Origin of the sequence: Alishewanella maricola (genome assembly GCF_016343785.1) — a bacterium.
GTDB classification, from domain to species: domain Bacteria; phylum Pseudomonadota; class Gammaproteobacteria; order Enterobacterales; family Alteromonadaceae; genus Alishewanella; species Alishewanella maricola.
In genome coordinates this window covers 39,132-57,314 of sequence record NZ_JAEINI020000011.1, presented here as the reverse complement: position 1 = coordinate 57,314, position 18,183 = coordinate 39,132, and the positions used below count along the sequence as shown (strand labels likewise).

Annotated in this window: 12 protein-coding genes; 6 read left to right on the top strand and 6 right to left on the bottom strand. The window is 48.1% G+C overall.

The features are described 5' to 3' along the window. Position 1: 1 nt before the first annotated feature. Complete coding sequence (locus tag JAO78_RS13780) at positions 2-1,408, bottom strand: M14 family zinc carboxypeptidase (protein WP_226751946.1); 1,407 nt, start codon at positions 1,406-1,408, stop codon at positions 2-4. Positions 1,409-1,587: 179 nt separating this feature from the next. Between JAO78_RS13780 and JAO78_RS13775 the strand changes: the two genes are divergently transcribed. Beyond that, positions 1,588-3,024 (top strand): Na+/H+ antiporter NhaC family protein, encoded by a 1,437-nt coding sequence (locus tag JAO78_RS13775; RefSeq protein WP_226751945.1) that lies wholly within the window; start codon positions 1,588-1,590, stop codon positions 3,022-3,024. A 50-nt stretch (positions 3,025-3,074) separates the two neighbouring features. Here the strand turns inward: JAO78_RS13775 and JAO78_RS13770 are convergent, their stop codons facing one another. From JAO78_RS13770 to JAO78_RS13760, 3 genes are all read right to left on the bottom strand, one after another. Beyond that, the gene (locus tag JAO78_RS13770) at positions 3,075-3,602 is read right to left on the bottom strand and encodes a hypothetical protein (protein WP_226751944.1); all 528 of its coding nucleotides are present in this window, start codon (positions 3,600-3,602) and stop codon (positions 3,075-3,077) included. A 117-nt stretch (positions 3,603-3,719) separates the two neighbouring features. After that, a complete protein-coding gene (hemN, locus tag JAO78_RS13765; protein ID WP_226751943.1) occupies positions 3,720-5,081 on the bottom strand; it encodes an oxygen-independent coproporphyrinogen III oxidase in 1,362 nt (453 codons plus the stop codon). 87 nt (positions 5,082-5,168) lie between these two features. Continuing rightward, on the bottom strand, positions 5,169-7,013 hold the full coding sequence (locus tag JAO78_RS13760; RefSeq protein WP_226751942.1) for an esterase/lipase family protein: 1,845 nt from the start codon (positions 7,011-7,013) through the stop codon (positions 5,169-5,171). Positions 7,014-7,425: 412 nt separating this feature from the next. Here JAO78_RS13760 and JAO78_RS13755 point away from each other — a divergent pair, with 412 nt between their 5' ends. The 5 genes from JAO78_RS13755 to JAO78_RS13735 all read left to right on the top strand — a co-directional run bounded on the left by JAO78_RS13755 (position 7,426) and on the right by JAO78_RS13735 (position 15,758). Further along, on the top strand, positions 7,426-9,618 hold the full coding sequence (locus JAO78_RS13755; protein WP_226751941.1) for a TonB-dependent receptor: 2,193 nt from the start codon (positions 7,426-7,428) through the stop codon (positions 9,616-9,618). 211 nt (positions 9,619-9,829) lie between these two features. Then, positions 9,830-10,177 carry a hypothetical protein gene (locus JAO78_RS13750; protein ID WP_226751940.1) on the top strand — a complete coding sequence of 116 codons (348 nt, stop codon included), beginning with the start codon at positions 9,830-9,832 and terminating at the stop codon, positions 10,175-10,177. Positions 10,178-10,247: 70 nt separating this feature from the next. After that, positions 10,248-11,201 (top strand): glutaminase B, encoded by a 954-nt coding sequence (gene glsB, locus JAO78_RS13745; protein WP_369413469.1) that lies wholly within the window; start codon positions 10,248-10,250, stop codon positions 11,199-11,201. 274 nt (positions 11,202-11,475) lie between these two features. Continuing rightward, positions 11,476-12,624, top strand: a complete 1,149-nt coding sequence (locus JAO78_RS13740) for an efflux RND transporter periplasmic adaptor subunit (protein WP_226751939.1) — start codon at positions 11,476-11,478, stop codon at positions 12,622-12,624. A 14-nt stretch (positions 12,625-12,638) separates the two neighbouring features. Beyond that, positions 12,639-15,758 carry an efflux RND transporter permease subunit gene (locus JAO78_RS13735; protein ID WP_226751938.1) on the top strand — a complete coding sequence of 1,040 codons (3,120 nt, stop codon included), beginning with the start codon at positions 12,639-12,641 and terminating at the stop codon, positions 15,756-15,758. Positions 15,759-15,856: 98 nt separating this feature from the next. Here JAO78_RS13735 and JAO78_RS13730 read toward each other — a convergent pair whose 3' ends face one another. Together JAO78_RS13730 and JAO78_RS13725 are read right to left on the bottom strand one after the other, a co-directional pair. Beyond that, positions 15,857-16,474 carry a TetR family transcriptional regulator gene (locus JAO78_RS13730; RefSeq protein WP_226751937.1) on the bottom strand — a complete coding sequence of 206 codons (618 nt, stop codon included), beginning with the start codon at positions 16,472-16,474 and terminating at the stop codon, positions 15,857-15,859. Positions 16,475-16,770: 296 nt separating this feature from the next. Beyond that, positions 16,771-18,003: an Nramp family divalent metal transporter gene (locus tag JAO78_RS13725; RefSeq protein ID WP_226751936.1), complete on the bottom strand. Its 1,233-nt coding sequence runs from the start codon at positions 18,001-18,003 to the stop codon at positions 16,771-16,773. Positions 18,004-18,183: the final 180 nt, after the last annotated feature.

The window sequence follows — 18,183 nt, the reverse complement described above, 5'->3', positions numbered from 1 at the left end:
GTTAAGTGCCTAACGGGTTGTGAATAACGCCGCTGGGCACGCTAATTAATTGGCCATTTAATACGGCTTGCACAACCTTGCCTTGCGTATTAACTAATAAGAACGTGGCACCTTGCCAAAGTTGTGGCGAGCCTTGTGTCGGGCGTAACGGATTCAGCAGCACGGGCAAACGGCTGCTTGCTTGCAACAAAGCCTTATCACCCGAAAAATGGGTATAACCTTGCTGCAGTAAAGCGAGATGTGCCTCAGTGTCTAAAGACAAGGCCGTGTTAAGCGGGTAAGCCTGCCCAGCTTTAAAAGCTAAACCTTGCACCGAAAATTGATGAAAAGCGCTGAACAAGGATAAGTCACCTAGCTCATCAATACGCGCGCGCCGATCGCCAGTAAGAGCCAAATTAATGGCCAGATCCACCGTAGCCGTCGTGTCGCCGATGCTCACGGTTAACCCTTGTAGCAAGACATCTTTCATGCCGCCGCTACGGTTAAATGGGATGGCGTTATACAACGCCACATCAGCCTGCTGATAACTATCACTAGCAATCGCAGCTAACCAAGCCACATAGAGTTGGAAATTCAACCACCGCGCCATTTGCCGATTGTCATCACCACGATAAGCGCCCGACTCCACTAACACCGTGCTAATGCCCATCGCCGCAAACGTATCGCCAAAAGATCGGGCCGACCAATCATCGGCATAACGACCGATATGCTGCGGGATCTGCTGCTCAAGCCAAGGTTGGACATGCGCAATTAACTGCATCGCAGCTCGGCGGCTAGCATTAATCTCACGTTCGGCATTATAAGCCGGCGCTAACAATGAAATCGTTGCGGGGTTAGGATAAGGACCTGCCGCATGAAAACGGTTTTGATCATGCAAGTTAAAAGCAAAATGCGGTTTAATCTGCTTGGCTGCCGCCATTAACAACTGCCCTTCTGGGCTTTGTAACGCCAGGGCATCACGATTAATATCGATACCTTGGGCATTGACTCGGCTGTGCTTAGCGGCACCATCCGGATTGAGCATGGGTATAATATACAGCGTTATTTCGGCAAATAACTGCTCGCGCCACGCCGCCTGCTCTGGTGCCTGTAGATAATTTAATAAATCGAACAGAGCCGCGGTGGCGGTAGATTCATCACCGTGCATTTGCGACCAAGCCAATATTCGCTTGTCACCTTGGCCTAATTGAAGTTGATAAATGGGCTGCTGCTTCACCGAACGCCCCAGTTCGGTTACCGTTAGCCATGGCTGCACTTGGTAGTGCTCGATTAACGGCGCAATATCGCTAAATTGCAGTTGCGGTTTATTTAAATGCGCTTGTTGATACGGGTGATAATCAGGAATTGTCATTGCTTTGGCCATTATTACGCTGCTGACTGCCAGTATCAGGAAAACCAATTTATTCATGATTAGCCCATTTAAACTGCAATACTTATACAGATCCTAATACAAACGCATGAAAAGACAATAGGATATTTTAATTAGTTTCTGAGTAAAGCCACAGGGTTCGCGCTTGCAGAAGGCGCAGTTAGCCTGTATAAAATCATAAATTATCCAAACTGCGATGAACACAGCGCCTGAGCGTTATGGCCGCCATCATCCAGCAGATCCCGCATAAAACGGAGAACATCTTGGCAAATTGGCTCACCCTGTTACCGGCAATCGTAGCGATTGCGGTTGTGCTCTGGCGTAAAGAAGTGATCTTAGCGCTGTTATTATCTCTCTGTACCGCCGAACTGCTGATTTTCATGCAGCAAGGACAAGGCTTTGGTGCGGGTTTACTGCTTGATGGCAGTATTCAAACCTTAGAGCGTATTGTTGCGGTTACCGCTGATGATGGTAATGCTCGGATCTTAATGTTTTCCTTGTTAGTCGGTGGTTTATTAGCTTATTTACGCCTCTCTGGCGGTGTTACCGCAACGGTAGATTTTTTAGTACGAAAAGGTATTGCCCGCTCTGGCCGTCAAGCCGGTTTACTGACCTTTGGTATCAGCTTTTTTACCTTTATTGAATCGAACCTCAGCTCGCTAACCAAGGGGATTAGCACCCGTGGTTTATTTGATAAATTTCAGATGAGCCGTGCTCGGCTTGCCTATATCATCGACAGTACCAGCTCGCCTATTTGTATTATCATTTTACTCAATGGCTGGGGGGCTTATGTGCTTGGTTTATTAAGTACTTATGAGTTACCGATGCCGGCCATTTCAGTGCTGTTAGGCAGTATCCCGTTGAATTTTTATGCCTTATTTACGCTAGCCGTGGTGCTGTATACCATTATCAGTGGCAAAGTATATGGCCCGTTAAAACGGGTAGAACAGCGCGCCAGCGAGCAATTACCGCAAACAGAAATTGAAACGCCGGCCAGCCATCCAGCCTTTATGCTGTTACCGTTAATAACCTTAGTAGGCTCAATGATTGGCTTTATGTTTTTAACCGGTAACGGCGAGTTAGTGCAGGGCTCGGGGTCGCGCTCGGTGCTATATGCCACCGTGTTAGCCTGTTTAGTGGCGTATGCCATGATGATTATCAGCCGCCGCTTCCAGCATCAGCAGTTAGTGGATATGGGTTTTAAAGGTATGTCTGAATTACTGCCAGTAGTGACTATTGTGCTGCTGTCGATGGCGCTAGGCAGTAGCTTAAAAGTATTAGGCACCGGCACCGTGATTGCCGGTATGGTCGATCAAAATATCCCGCATTTTTTAATCCCAGCCTTGCTGTTTTTAGCCGGTTCTTTAATGTCAGTCACCACCGGTACTAGCTGGGGTACTTTCGCCATTTTAATCCCCATTGGCATTCCCATGGTGACCTTATTAAATTTACCCCCTCAATTGGTATTAGCCGCCATTTTAAGCGGCGGGATTTTTGGTGACCACTGCTCGCCTATTTCTGACAGCACGGCAGTAAGTTCCGTCGCCGCGGGCTGTGATTTGCTCGAGCACGTTAAAACGCAATTGCCCTATGCGCTGTTTTGTGGAGCACTGGCCTTAAGCGCTTTTGCCATTAGCGGTTGGTTGATGATTTAACCGAACGGCTATCAATTACGATAGCCGCTCATTTCTATACGTGTGTTTGGTTAACCGCGCCCATGCGGCTGATAACTGTATTTCGCAAGCAAGATCTGTTCACGCTGTCTGTCAAATTGGTTATGCGCTACTTCTACTTGATGCGCAAACTTATCATAAGCCCGCTCAACTTTACGTTGATACGCTTGTCTTGCTTTGCTCTTTTGTTTGGGTTTGGCTTTGTGATGACTGTGCTGATAAGCATCAGATAATTGCGCTAATTCGCGGTCAAGCTGACGCTCTAACGACACCAGATGACGCTGATGTTCATGGGCTAACTGCTGTAATGCTTGACGCTGCTTGGCAACAATACGCGGTGTTGCATGCTTAACCTTGTAATATCGGCTATAGCCTTGTTGCACCGGATCGATGCGGGCCACTCTCACTAATTCATCGGCAGCCCGCCTTAAGGTATACACCAACACATCATGACCTACTCGCTCAATGGCAACGGGCGAAGCTTGATGCGCGAGCACTGGCAGTTGTACCAGCGTTAACAAAGAAACAGCAAACAGGGTTTTGGTGATTGTTGTGGCCATAATAGCCTCCACTTTCTGCTAAACACCCGTTAATCTTGCACTGTACAACTGAACCACTGCTGAAAGCTTTTTCAGCATTTTGATTAAAAAAGTCAACTTACCCTGCCCTATGCCGATTTATACTACCTTGGAATAACGTTGCTGACTTTGCGTTAAATAGGCATCAAAGCAGGCACAAATACTGCGAACCCATAGTCGACCTAAGGCAGTCACTGTTAACTCACTGTCATTGGCGACAAGTAATCCATCGGTGATAAACGGCTGCAACTGCGGCACCGCATCGGCAAAATATCCCCAAAAATCGATTAACTGCCATTGCTGGCAAAAAGCAGTGATATCCAGTTTAAAATGACAAATGAGTTGGCTAATCAATGCAGCGCGCAGCCGATCATCCTCACTTAAACTAAAGCCACGCTCAACTGGGCGCTGTTGTTGCTGTAAGGCAGCATAATAATCGGCTAATACCTTACTGTTTTGCCACAATACACCGTTGATTTGGCTAATACTTGACACGCCCAACCCTAACAACGCATCTTGCCCGGCTGTGGTATAGCCTTGAAAATTACGCTGCAAATGGCCTTGCTGCTGCGCTATCGCCAGTGGATCACTGGCTTTAGCAAAGTGATCCATGCCAATAAATTGATAACCGGCTCCTACTAACGCCGTGATCGCCAATTGCAATAACTGCAGCTTTGCAGGCGCAGCCGGTAAACTGTCGTGGGGAATTTTACGCTGCGCGGCAAAGCGCTCTGGTAAATGCGCATAGCTGAATAATGAAATGCGATCGGGTGATAAACGGATAATCTCGGCTAAGGTTTCAGCAAAACTGTCGGGCTGTTGATATGGCAGGCCATAAATCAGATCCAGATTGACCGAGCTAAAACCCAGTGCTCGACTTAATTGCACTTGCTGGCGGATCAACTCGGTTTCTTGCACTCGGTTAATGGCAATTTGCACTTTCTCGTCTAAATCTTGCACACCAAAACTGACACGATTAAACCCCAGTTGGCGTAAATGTCGCAGCTTTTGCTCGCTACAACTGCGCGGATCGATCTCAATACTGATCTCTGCCTCAGTTGTCAGCAGAAAATGCTGATGAATTAACTGCATTAATTGCGTTAACTGCGCTTCCGTTAAAAAGGTGGGGGTGCCGCCACCCAAGTGCAATTGCGTGATACGCTTATCGGCTACACTAGCTTGATACAGCGCCATTTCTTGCGCCAATGCCGTTAAATACTGATCAGCTTTGTGCTGATGCCGCGTGACAATTTTATTGCAGCCACAGTAATAGCAAAGCTGATGACAAAACGGAATATGTATATATAAGCTCAGCTCAGACGGAGCGTCTTGCAGCACGGGGGTAATCATGGCCGAGTCAAAAGCAGGATCTAACGCTAACGCGGTTGGATAAGAGGTGTAACGCGGTCCGTTAATGTTGTATTTGGCAATTAACGCCGCATCCCATGATATCGCTTGCATCTGCTACCCCTTATTAAGCTAAGGCCGAAGTATACTGAGCTTTCACTGACTCAGCCTTGATCTAACGCAAACGGAAATACTTGCCGTTTAGCGTGTTAACTCAGCGAGGTGCTGATGCAAAATACGGCGGATCTCTAAAATGGCAGCCGAGGTTTCTTGTACGCTATGTCCCGAACGGATCACCATCTCTGATTGAGCTTCCGGTAAATGCGCGCTTAAATAGGGTACCACGCCATCCGAGTGTTGGGCCACGGGTAAGCTGGGTTGTTCTACCCCAATAATCGAGTGATACCGCACCGCAGCATTAATCGGAATGCGTGCCGCCGCCATGATAAAACTATCGCTATCGCTGAGGTTTTCAATGCTGGTGATCCGCAATGGCACCCGCGCTTGGCTCTTGCTGCTGGGATCGTTTAACAGCTCAGCGGCTTCGGCCACACGTTCTAACACCGTCACGGGCAAGGTAATGAGCCCGGCTAACCAGCGAGCTAAACGATAATCTGCCACCGCCGTACCCAAATGTGGTGTAGCAATAAAAATCGCCCGATTCGCCCCCGGTAAAGCTGAAAAAGTAAAATCATCACGAAAGCTTTGAAAAAAACGCTGCTGACGTTTTAAATCTAATTTATGCTCTTCGCTAACGGCATACAATAATTGCTCACCCGAGTCAGACACCAATAAACGCGCCAATAGCCCACCCATACTATGACCAATGATCACGATATCTTCTGAAGCCGGAGCCAAGCCTTCAGGATCAAACTGCCGTAAGGTTTGCGTAATACGTTGGCGTATAGCTTGTAAATTCAGAACCAAAGGTAGGTTCGTAGGGTAATACAATTGCCACAACTGATAGTTGGCACGCAGCTTTTCATCACCCAAAACCTCATTCGCCGTATTAACCCAGGCTTCAGGACTACTAGCAATACCATGTAACATAATGATAATTTTACGATTAGGGTCATAAGGCTGCAGCATAAATAAATGTGGCTGCGTTAATGAATCGCTTGCGCCCATTAAATTCCAAAATGCTTGCCGAGAAAAATCAGAACGCGCCAGCCATAAACCGTAACCGGCGGTAAAATTAGCCGCTAGCGGAATGTCAGCCCCCGCAATCGTTACTTGTTGCTGTTGCAGCGGATCCAGCACATGCAAGGTCACCTGATCAGTGCTTAATACTTCCGCCAACGTGTTACCGCCAAAACTCAATACAGCTGTTACTACCGGCGAGGGTAATTCGCTATAGCCTTGCTGCAAATTTAATTGCGTGCGCGCCGCACTGACGGCCACTAATTCAGCACCGAGCCCATCGCGGCGATATTGATTGCGCAAGCCTTGAAATGACAAGGTGTTGGTGGGCACAAGCTGTGCAGGAAGTGCTTGCTCGCGAAAGCGCCGATGTTGCAACTGGCTACGTAACTGCCAACGCTCGGTTTGTAGGGTAATAGCACTGTCTTGCAACCAGCGCCGTTGTTGCTGTGAGAATAATAAGGTTGCGGCTTGTTGGGTGGCAAAGTTGTAGTAATCACGCACTTGCGTTTGCCGGTCTTCAAACAAACGATTAATCGGTGTCACACCAGAATAAAATAAATAAGCGTAAGCATAGCGAGCGCTCATCAGGTAGGCATCGACCTCAGCCAGCACATCTTTATTGCGTGGACGGCTATACCATAAGGCTTGATGTAACCACAGTTCCGCCATCGCCGATAGGCGTTGTTCACTGGTTAAACCCAAACCGGTGCTGAGGATCTCGGCACATTCTGCCGCTTCGCGCTGACAGCTTGCCTGATCTAGCCCAAGTATTTGCAGCACGACACCTGTATATTGGCTGATGGTGCCCGTAGTTAACACATCGCCTCGCCGCTGCTTAACATACTCGCGGCTATCCACATTCGACACCGACACGGTGGCGCAGCCGCTAAGCCCGATCAGCAAAAATACCCCTAGCAAAGACCCTTTACGACAAAGGCCTATCAAGCAATTTAGTGACATTTTTACCGTAGCTAACAAGCTAAATACTCTCTATGGAACATCTTATTTAGGGGCCATATCATAGCATGTGCTGCTTGCAACGAATATCACCTTGCCGGATCTTTAACCGCCATAACAAAATGCCAAGATGTTTTACCAAAAAGCATTTTTGAAAAAAGAGAGTAAAATCTTTAATCAAAATATCGTCTACATTTTATCTTCTCAGCCACAAATTATCGCCTCAGTTACGCTCTGTTAGCATCAATTAAAAACAGTAAGCTAAATGCCAGGTAATGGTTTTCATCCAGCTGTTCAGCATTTATACTCCGCGGGTTTGCCCATAGGTTGGGCAGTCTACTCAGGAGAATGACACCATATGCCAACTCTACAGCTGACACCTGCTTTATCTACCAAACTTAGCCTACTGACTGTGGCAATGGCGGGTTTGTTTAATGCCTCCGCGTTAGCACAACAAACCGCGGACAATAGCGAAAGTAAAATTGAAATAATTGAGGTCACCGCAACTAAACGTACACAAGCCATTTATGAAGTGCCGGTGGCTATCAGCGCGTTCAGCGGCGACGCCTTAGCCGAACAAGGAATCACTGATTTAACCGATGTCGGTAAATTTGTTCCCAATTTAAATGTCACGGGTTTTTCTGCTGGTCACACTTCGTCGGCTAACCCTTTTATTCGCGGTATCGGTTTGCAAGATCACTTGATCACCACCGATCCGGGTGTCAGTGTTTACGTGGATGGCGTGTATCTTGGCCGCCAAGTCGGTCAAAACTGGAACCTGAATAATATTGCGCGTATTGAGGTGTTACGTGGCCCACAAGGCACCTTGTATGGTCGTAATTCCATTGGCGGTGCCATTAATATTATTACGAAACAACCAGATGAAGTCGCTCTGAATAAGGCTACGGTCAGTGTCGGAACACGCGGTCGCTTAAAAGGTGATGTGTTTGTTAATCATGAATTGACCGATACCCTCGCCTTCAACTTAAATGCCGGCTATAACGAGCGTGATGGCTTAGGTAAATTTATTAACGTGCCTAATGCCAAATATGATGTGGGTGAAACCCAAGAAGCTTATGGGCGTTTAGCTATTAAATTTTCGCCACAAGACGATTTAAGCTTTACCCTTACCGCTGATGCTAACGACGGTAATGGCGGCTTGCGCCCTTACACCACATTAATAGATGAAGTGCCTACGGGTGCTTATTACACTGGTGAGCGTTTTGGCCAACCCACTCCGGCAGGCCCACTTCGTAACAGCGATGTAGCGGCTAATATTTATGATAATGCCACAGGTACTAAAGAAGTCACTGAAGTCAGTAATTCTGCCAGCGGTTTATCACTGACCATGGATCTCGGCCTGACCGATACCTTAGCCACTAAAGCCATCATTAGCCATCGCACCTCTGACTACAAAGCCGGCTTAGATGATGACGCCACTATTTTTAGCTTAGATCACTATCCTGAAGTGGGTAATGCGGATCAAACGTCTGCTGAATTGCAATTAAATGGTTACCTCGGTGAAGTCGATTTTGTTTCTGGGATTTATTATTTCACCGAAGAAGGCAGCAATCGGCAAGGTGCCGATTCACGTTTTAACGGTGGTGCCAACCTGTTAGAGCTGGATCAGCGCTCAGTCAGCCGCGCTATCTTTGTGAATGTCGGCTATATGCTTACAGACGATCTGCGTATTGCCGGTGGCTTGCGTTTTAACCGTGACAAAAAAGACGTGATTGCCGATGTCGGCATTGGTGCTTTTACTGCTAGCGACAGCTGGAGCCAGCTAAGCTATGACTTATCCGCAAACTACACCATGCAAAATGGCTTGAATGTTTACGGTAGCATCCAAAGCGGTTATCAATCAGGTCAGTTCCCGGCGCGTCCTTACTGCTTGTTTGGCGATCCAAATTGCTTAGTGGCTTCTGAAAACATCACGGCAGTAAACTACGAAGTGGGCTTAAAAGGGCAAATCAATAATAACTTTGCCATGAGCATTGCGGTATTTAATACCGAATATGATGATTTACCTTATCAGGTGAGCACCACCGCAGAAGGCGGGTTTAGCACCACAAACTTAGTGGTAAGCCAAACCTCACGTGGTATTGAATGGGAAGGCACCTGGTTTGTTACTGACGCTTTTAAACTGCACGGTGCAGTAGGCTATATCGATGTTGATGTGGATCAGATCGGTGCTGTGAAACCCGTTGCACCGTTGACACCTGACGTTACGGCCGCGCTGGGCGCAACGTATAAATTTGCGTTGGAAGGCGGTGCCGAATTGACCGCACGGCTAGATTACTCTTTCCGCGATGAGATGTATGGCGAACCAAGCAGTGACAGTGGCCGCTTTACCCAAATCGATAGCCGTGAGTTAATCAATATGGATCTGCGCTATGCACCGGCTCAGGGTGACTGGTCAGTGTCATTGTATGCGCAAAACCTGCTTGATGAGCGCTATGATAATGCTCGGTTGAATACCGGTGACTATGTTCTGCGTATTTTAAGCAATGATGCGCGCGAACTGGGTGTGCGTTATACCGTGCAGTTTTAATTAAGCACCTGTTACACCGAACATCCCAGCTGCGGCCTACCGCAGCTGGGATTTTAGGTATCTCAGTAAGCGACATTGCTACTGCTTATCATGTTAAGAAAACGCCTAAACAACTGCGCTAAAACACCGCTCACCACGTAACATGACCAATGAAACGATTCACTCGGCTAACCACATCTTTTCTGATGCTTCACCGCTAGCGAGGTAGACCATGTTCAATTTTTTATTCGACAATATCGTAGCCGCCGTCATCGTTATGCTTGTTATTATTGCTTTTGCCTTGTGGTACTTTTACCAACGCGACTTTTCTGCGTTAGCCCAAGCGCAAAAACATGCACATCGACCGCTCAGTGAACAAGCCTTACTTACCGCCACAGAAGAAGCCGATTTATGTGGCTTGGGCCGAGAGTTTCGCACTTATATCCAAGGTATTAACTCACGCTTAGGCGCCAACCAGCTAAAAGTAGGGCATTTGTTGTGGATCTTTGATCAACTCGAACAAAATATTCGTTATGACGCTAGCTTAACGATACCTGAGTTTAGCCAAGCCCTGCGCTGATGGTCGACAACAGGTTAAACCGCGCTCGCGCCTGCAATGCTCAACTTGGCTATGGTATACTGCAGCCTTATTGCTATTACGATATCTCGCCATTATGTCTTATGCCGATCCCAGCTTAGAAGCTTTATTACAACGGTTATTAACTCAATATCAGCCGCGCTATACCGAAGGTAAAGTGGCCAACTATATCCCCGCATTGGCACAGGTCGCCCCCGCACAAGCAGGGGTTGCCATCGCCACCTTGGATGGCAAGGTCAGTGGTGCCGGTGCGTTTGAGCAACAGTTTTCCTTACAAAGTGTCTCGAAAATTTTTGCGCTGGTGATGGCGATGAATAGACTCGACGATGAGCTGTGGCAACGCGTCAATATGGAGCCGTCAGGCCAGCCATTTAACTCAATTGTGCAGCTAGAATGGGAAAAAGGCATTCCACGTAACCCCGTGATTAATGCCGGGGCCATTTTAGTCTCGGATGTGCTGGTAAGTCATTATTCTGCCAGTAAAAGTGCTTTTCTTAGTTTTATTCGCCGTTTAGCACAAACCGATCAGATTTATGCCGATCAACAAGTGTATCAATCCGAATTAGAGCACGGTAATCGCAATGCGGCCCTCGCCTATTTGATGAAAAGCTTTGGCAATATTGAAGCAGAAGTGCCCTTAGTTTTGGCGCAGTATTTTCATCAATGTGCAACCGCCATTAGCTGTGCCGAATTGTCGCGCGCCCTGCTGTTTTTGGCAAACCGTGGCGTGCAGCCTGGCACCCAAGCGCAAATTTGTAGCCGACGTGACGCGCACCGCGTTAACGCCATTTTGTCGACCAGTGGCATGTATGATCAATCTGGCGAATTCGCGTTTAAAGTGGGTTTACCAGCAAAAAGTGGCGTTGGTGGTGCTATTGTTGCCATTGTGCCGCAATTTGGGGTGATCACGGCTTGGAGTCCACCGCTCAATCGGTTTGGTAACTCGGTCGTGGCCATGCAACTGATCACCGCCATTGCTGAAGAATTGGGCTTATCGTTGTTCTAATTACAACGTTGTTTTCATAAGTAACAGAACCAGCCCATGAGTTATGGATATAACGAAGACAAGTTACGCTGCCCCTCGCCATTACTTGTTATCTTTCTGAGCCTGAAGCGAACTCACTTTCAACATTCAACCGCTGTTTATTGCCTTTAGTCGCACATACAGCGTAACGAGCCTTGTTGCGCTTGATAACATACAGCCTTGTATGTATATTGCAGCCATTATTCTGCTACTGTTATCTATCGCAGCTTTTCAGTTATGCCTCACAGGAGTTTTTATGCGTTTTAAGACCAAACTATTGAGTGCTGCCGCATTCAGCATGTTATTAGTAGCCTGTAGCCAACCTGAACCCAGTGCCACTCAAGGTACTGCCCCTGCGCCAGAAGTAGAAGTTGTGACGTTAAGCCATTCCGCTATGCCGCTGATCTCTGAATTACCAGGGCGCACCACGGATTATCGTCAGGCGGAGATCCGCCCTCAAGTTAACGGTATTTTAAAGCAACGCTTATTTACGGAAGGTCAATTAGTCACTGCCGGACAAGTGCTCTATAAAATTGATGCGGCGCCTTATCAAGCCGCTTTGGCTCATGCCAAAGCGAATTTAAGCAGCAGTAAAGCCATGCAACACAACGCACAGCTAAAAGCCGATCGCTTAAAAGGGTTAATTGGTAAAAAAGCCATTAGCCAACAAGACTATGACGATGCTCAAGCGGCTTTAATGCAAGCAAATGCCGCAGTTGCCAGTAGTGAAGCCGCCTTACAAACCGCGCAAATTAACTTAGATTATACCGAGATCACGGCACCTATCGCGGGTCAAATTGGTCGCTCGAATGTAACCGAAGGAGCTTTGTTAACGGCGAATCAGGCACAGGTGATGGCGACGGTAAGGCAACTTAACCCTATCTACGTTGATCTTACGCAATCAAGCAGCGAATTAATGCAACTTAAAAGGCAACATCAGCAAATGGGTAGTGCCGAAGTAACGGTTGAACTGTTGCTAGATGATGGCAGTACCTATCCGCAACAGGGCAGTCTGCAATTCTCTGAAGTAAATGTCGATCCCAGTACGGGCATGGTGACCTTGCGTGCCGTGTTTGCCAATGATCAGGGTGATTTATTACCTGGCATGTTTGTTCGAGCCCGCCTGCAGCATGGTATCGACCAAAATGCCCTGATGGTGCCGCAAAAAGCGGTGATCCGAACGCCCAAAGGTCAAGCATCGGTGATGTTAGTCACCCAGGATAACATTGTTGAAGCACGGGTCATTGAGACCGGGCGTGCTGTGGGTCAAGATTGGCAAGTGCTTTCCGGCCTCAACGCTGGAGATAGCGTGATTGTCGCGGGCTTACAAAAAATTCGGCCTGGCGCCACGGTACGCACAGTAACGGCAACCCAAACCTCACCTAATTCTGCTGCTGTGCAGTAACCCTGGAGTCGCACATGGCAAATTTCTTTATCAATCGACCGATCTTCGCTTGGGTTATCGCCATCGTTATCATGTTGGCAGGCTTGTTATCCATCAAACAACTGCCGGTAGAGCAATATCCTCGGATCGCGCCACCGGCGATCAGTATCAGCACCTCTTATCGCGGTGCATCTGCACAAACCGCTGAAGATGCGGTGACACAAGTTATCGAGCAAACCATGAATGGCCTCGATAACCTGATGTACCTGTCGGCCAACTCAGACTCTTCAGGCAATATCAGCTTAACGCTAACGTTTGAAACCGGTACAGATCCCGATATTGCACAAGTACAGGTGCAAAATAAGCTGCAACAAGCATTACCCTTGCTGCCACAAGAGGTGCAGCAAGCCGGTGTGCGTGTGGCTAAATCGAATGGCGCTTTCTTAATGGTCGTTGGCTTTATCTCTGAAGATGGCAGCTTAACACGCGATGATATTGCTGACTTTGTCGTGGCCAATGTGCGCGACCCATTAAGCCGCACCAGCGGGGTAGGTAACGTACAAGTGTTTGGTAGCCAATATGCGATGCGTGTTTGGTTAGATGCCGATAAGTTAAACCAATTTCAACTGACCCCCGCCGATATTACTGCGGCCATTCAAGTACAAAATAATCAGGTGACAGCGGGACAACTGGGTGGTTCGCCCGCCCTCCCCGGTCAACAATTTAATGCGGCTATTTTAGCGCAAACACGCTTAACCTCAGCCGAAGAGTTTAGCCAAATATTACTGCGCACCAACAGCGATGGCTCAACCGTGAAATTGGCAGATGTGGCGCGGGTTGAGCTTGGCGGTGAAGATTACTCCGTAATCGCCCGTTACAACGGCAAAATGGCCACAGGTTTAGCTATTGAATTAGCAACCGGTGCGAATGCCCTTGATACGGCTGCCGCGGTAAGAGCCAAACTGGATGAACTGCGCCCTTATTTCCCGGCTGGTTTAAGTACTGTGGTGCCTTATGACACCACGCCTTTCGTCGAAATATCGATTAGCTCAGTGGTACAAACGCTGATAGAAGCGATTATCCTTGTATTCTTGGTGATGTATCTGTTTTTGCAGAATTTCCGCGCCACACTGATCCCTACCTTAGCCGTGCCCGTGGTGCTACTAGGTACTTTTGGCGTGATGGCTGCTTTTGGCTTTTCAATCAACACCTTAACCATGTTTGGTATGGTGCTGGCCATCGGCTTATTAGTCGATGACGCCATCGTAGTCGTCGAAAACGTTGAACGAGTCATGAGCGAGGAAGGGTTAGGCCCTATTGAAGCCACTCGTAAATCTATGGGACAGATCACCGGCGCCTTAGTGGGTATCGGCTTAGTATTATCTGCGGTCTTTGTGCCCATGGCATTTTTTGGTGGCGCAACCGGCGCTATCTATCAGCAATTTTCCATTACCATCGTCACGGCTATGGCCCTGTCGGTGTTGGTTGCGATCATTTTCACTCCCGCCCTTTGTGCCACTATGCTTAAACCCATCCACGGTAATCATCAGGCGAAAAAAGGCTTTTTTGGTTGGTTTAACCGGGGTTTTGAGCGAACCAATCGCAATTATCAACGCGGTGTGGCGGGCATGCTAGCGCGGCCAAAACGCTCAATGCTGGTTTATGGTGCCATCGTGATGGTGATGGCACTGATGTTCGTGCGCTTACCCACGTCATTTTTACCCGAGGAAGATCAAGGGGTATTCCTCACGTTAATTCAATTACCCACCGGCGCCAGCCAAGAACGCACCGAAGCCGTCATGGACAAAATTGCCGGCCATTATGCTCAAGAGCAAGCGGTACAGTCAGTGTTTACCGTATCGGGCTTTAGTTTTGCCGGTCGCGGCCAGAATATGGGCTTAGCCTTTGTGCGTTTAAAAGATTGGAGCCTACGTGATGCCTCCGACAGCGTACAAGCCGTGATTGGCCGTGCCATGGGTTATTTTATGACGGTAAAAGAGGCGCAAATTTTTGCTTTTAACTTACCGCCTATTGCCGAGTTAGGGCGCGCAACCGGCTTTACCTTATTCTTACAGGATAGAGGCGGTGTAGGTCATGAAGCACTGTTAGCCGCCAGAAACCAACTACTGGGTATGGCAGCGCAAGAACCCGGCTTAGTTGGTGTTCGGCCAAATGGCATGGAAGATGGGCCGCAGTTAAAAATTAATGTTGACCAGTTAAAAGCACAAGCGTTGGGTGTCTCTCTTAGCAATATTAACCAAACCCTGTCGATTGGTTGGGGCTCGACCTATGTTAACGACTTTTTAGATCGTGGCCGCGTGAAGAAAGTGTTTGTGCAGGCCGAACCTGAATTTCGTATGACACCTGAAGATATCAAGCGTTGGTTTGTGCGCAACGACAACGGAGAGATGGTCAGTTTCGCCTCGTTCGCCAGCAGCGAATGGGTATATGGCCCGCAACGTTTAGAGCGTTACAACGGCGTATCCGCACTGGAGATCCAAGGCGAACCGGCACCGGGTTCAAGCTCGGGTGATGCCATGAATACCATGGAACGGCTTATTGGCCAGCTGCCTAACGGTATTGGTTTTGAATGGACCGCGACCTCTTATCAAGAAAAACTCTCTGGCTCACAAGCACCCGCTTTATATGCGCTGTCGATCTTAGTAGTGTTCTTATGTTTAGCAGCCTTGTATGAAAGCTGGAGCGTGCCTTTTGCGGTGATCTTAGTTGTACCGCTCGGTATTGTTGGTGCGTTAACGGCAGCGTATATGCGCGGTTTAGGCAACGACGTGTATTTTCAGGTAGGGCTATTAACCACCATGGGGCTAGCCTCGAAAAACGCCATCTTAATTGTTGAATTTGCACGCGAGTTACAGCAACAAGGTAAAGAGCTGGTCGAAGCCGTTTTAGAAGCAGTTCGATTGCGTTTACGCCCCATTATTATGACATCAATGGCCTTCTCACTTGGCGTATTGCCACTGGTGATCAGTAGCGGCGCAGGCTCTGCCAGTAGAAATGCGATTGGTACCGGTGTACTAGGCGGCATGATCTCCGCCACGATACTGGCCGTGTTTTTAGTGCCGGTCTTTTACTTGGTGATTATGCGTTTGTTTACCAAGAAACCCCGCGCGAACGCTGAGCAAAGCCAAACCTAACTTAGTAGGCAGGTAAAACTGCCACCGATTCGTACCTTTGCCGGCTTTTAGTCCCACACTAAATAGCCGGCTTTTTTATGCTTAATGTTGCCGGGGGATTAACGCTGCTTTAAACCTTGCAGCATGGCATCAATCAATACAGCGGCATGCTGATCTAAATCGCATTGCTGCGGTTTTAATAAATAACTACTAATAATACCGCCAACATACATATGAAAAGCCGATGCCGCCAGACGAGGTGATACACCCGTTCGTAACATCCCCGCTTGCTCGGCACGTGCAAAGGCTCGCTGCATCACAGCGATGGTTTGCGCATCTAATTCATCTTGTTTATTTACGGCCGGGTTTAATTCATCGAGATATTCACAGCGATGGAATACAATTGTCAGCACACGATGCAACTGCTCGCTATTGGCAATCATTTGTAGGGCGTTAACCATGAGGTCTCGCACCTGTAAGAAAGGATCGACATGCGGATTACTATCCACTTCCGCCAACAAATGCTGGAACGGCAAGCGCACCCGCTCTAACATGGCGTTAAACACATCGGCTTTGTTATCAAAGTGCCAGTATATAGCACCGCGGGTAACATTAGCGGCTTGGGCAATTTTCTCGAGTGTGGTTCGAGATACACCAAACTGAAAAAACAGCTGTTCAGCCGCATCCAAGATCGCTGCGCGAGTGGTTTCTGCTTCGGCTTTCGTACGTCTTGCCATAGAATTTATCAGGCCTGTTTCGCTGCATTACATGGCCGTAATATTAACATAACTCATGTATGCAGACCTAATAGCCGAACGGCACAACGAGGTGCCTTGTCGCAAACCCACGACAACTTTTTTTGAAATTGCGCCAGCGGATAGCGCTCCCAAAAACCGTTGAAATGGCTTTTGCTAACAATAGCGACGTTATGCTCTCATTACCCTCCCCCAAACACCTCCGACCACACTCAGACACTGGTCAGACCGCTCTCAGACACCGGTCGGACCTGTACCTGAGTGTGGTCGGATGAGGGTTAACTAAAAAAAGCGAGGTAAAGGGTGCGGCCGCTTAATAATAAGGTTGCAGCAAATACCGCCGCCCCCAACACATTCTGCCGCAAGCTGTTGCGATAGGTACCCAGCAGTGAGGAGTTCACGGCTAGTAATAAGCACAGAGTAATGATTGGCAGCAAAATACCATTAGCCACTTGGGCAAACCAAATGATGCTCAAAGGTTTTAAGCCCAAACTCGATACCAGCATACCCACCAAAATAATCAGTAACCAACTCAGTCGAAACCATTGTGGGCTTAGCTGTAACAAGCCGCGCAAAGCATAAGCCGCGGCTAACGGTGCGGTAATGGCTGATGACAAACCTGCTGCTAGTAAACCTAACGCCATTAAGTAGGTTGCTGCAGCACCAAATACCGGTTGCAACGACAACGCTAAATCACCGGCATTTTCCATTTGTAGGCCTTTGCCAAAATAAGCGGTTGCTGCCGTAGATAACACGGCTAAAGTGATCAATCCACCTAAGGGTATGGCGGTGCGTAAGTCAGCCGCAGACTCTGCCAGGGCTTGTGCTTTATTGGGCTGATTGTGCCATTTCGTTGCGGAGCTTGCCGCGTGCAAGAACAAAGAATAAGGCACCACCGTGGTGCCGATAAGAGCAATCACCGTTAAGGTAGCGCCGCTAGGAATTGTGGGTAACAGCATGCCCGAAAACATCGCACCCAGATCGGGCTTGGTTAGCAGCATGGTACTGATAAACGCCAAGCTCATCAGCAATACTAGGCCAATTAAAAACCGCTCAATCCGTTGATAACGACCACGCCACAGTACCACGATCGCAATGACGCCTAACAACAATGACCAAGGGTTTAACCCCGAGTGTTGCTTTAGCGACAGCACCAGCGACTGTTGCCCCCAAATGGCATCGGCACCCAGGCTAGCACCGGTTAAATTTCCGCCTTGATAAGCACTATTCCCCACAACAACCGCCGCCACCACCAGGCTATATAACAACACTTTTAATAGCGGCTGTTGTACCAAATGTCGAAGGTTTTCACCCAAACCTTTACCGGTAACGATGCCTAAGCGTGAGGCCATTTCTTGTAAAATCATCGTTGCGATGACAGAAAATAACAATGCCCATAACAGGGCGTAACCATAGTTCGCGCCAGCCAATGAAGCGGTTACTACCGTGCCTGGGCCAATAAAAGCCGCCGTTACTAAAGTGGCGGGGCCTAAACGAAAATACGCACGCATAAACTGAATTCCTGAAGGTATTGCCGCGACATCTTTGCAATATTGATGTCAAAACAGCATGATTTGTCTGGTGTTTATTTTAACTTAAGCGTCTTTGCGACTAAGTACAACACTTCAGTTTGCTTAGCGTGCGACTTGATTAAAATAACTGCGATACGGTGTATGTATAATGGATGCTAT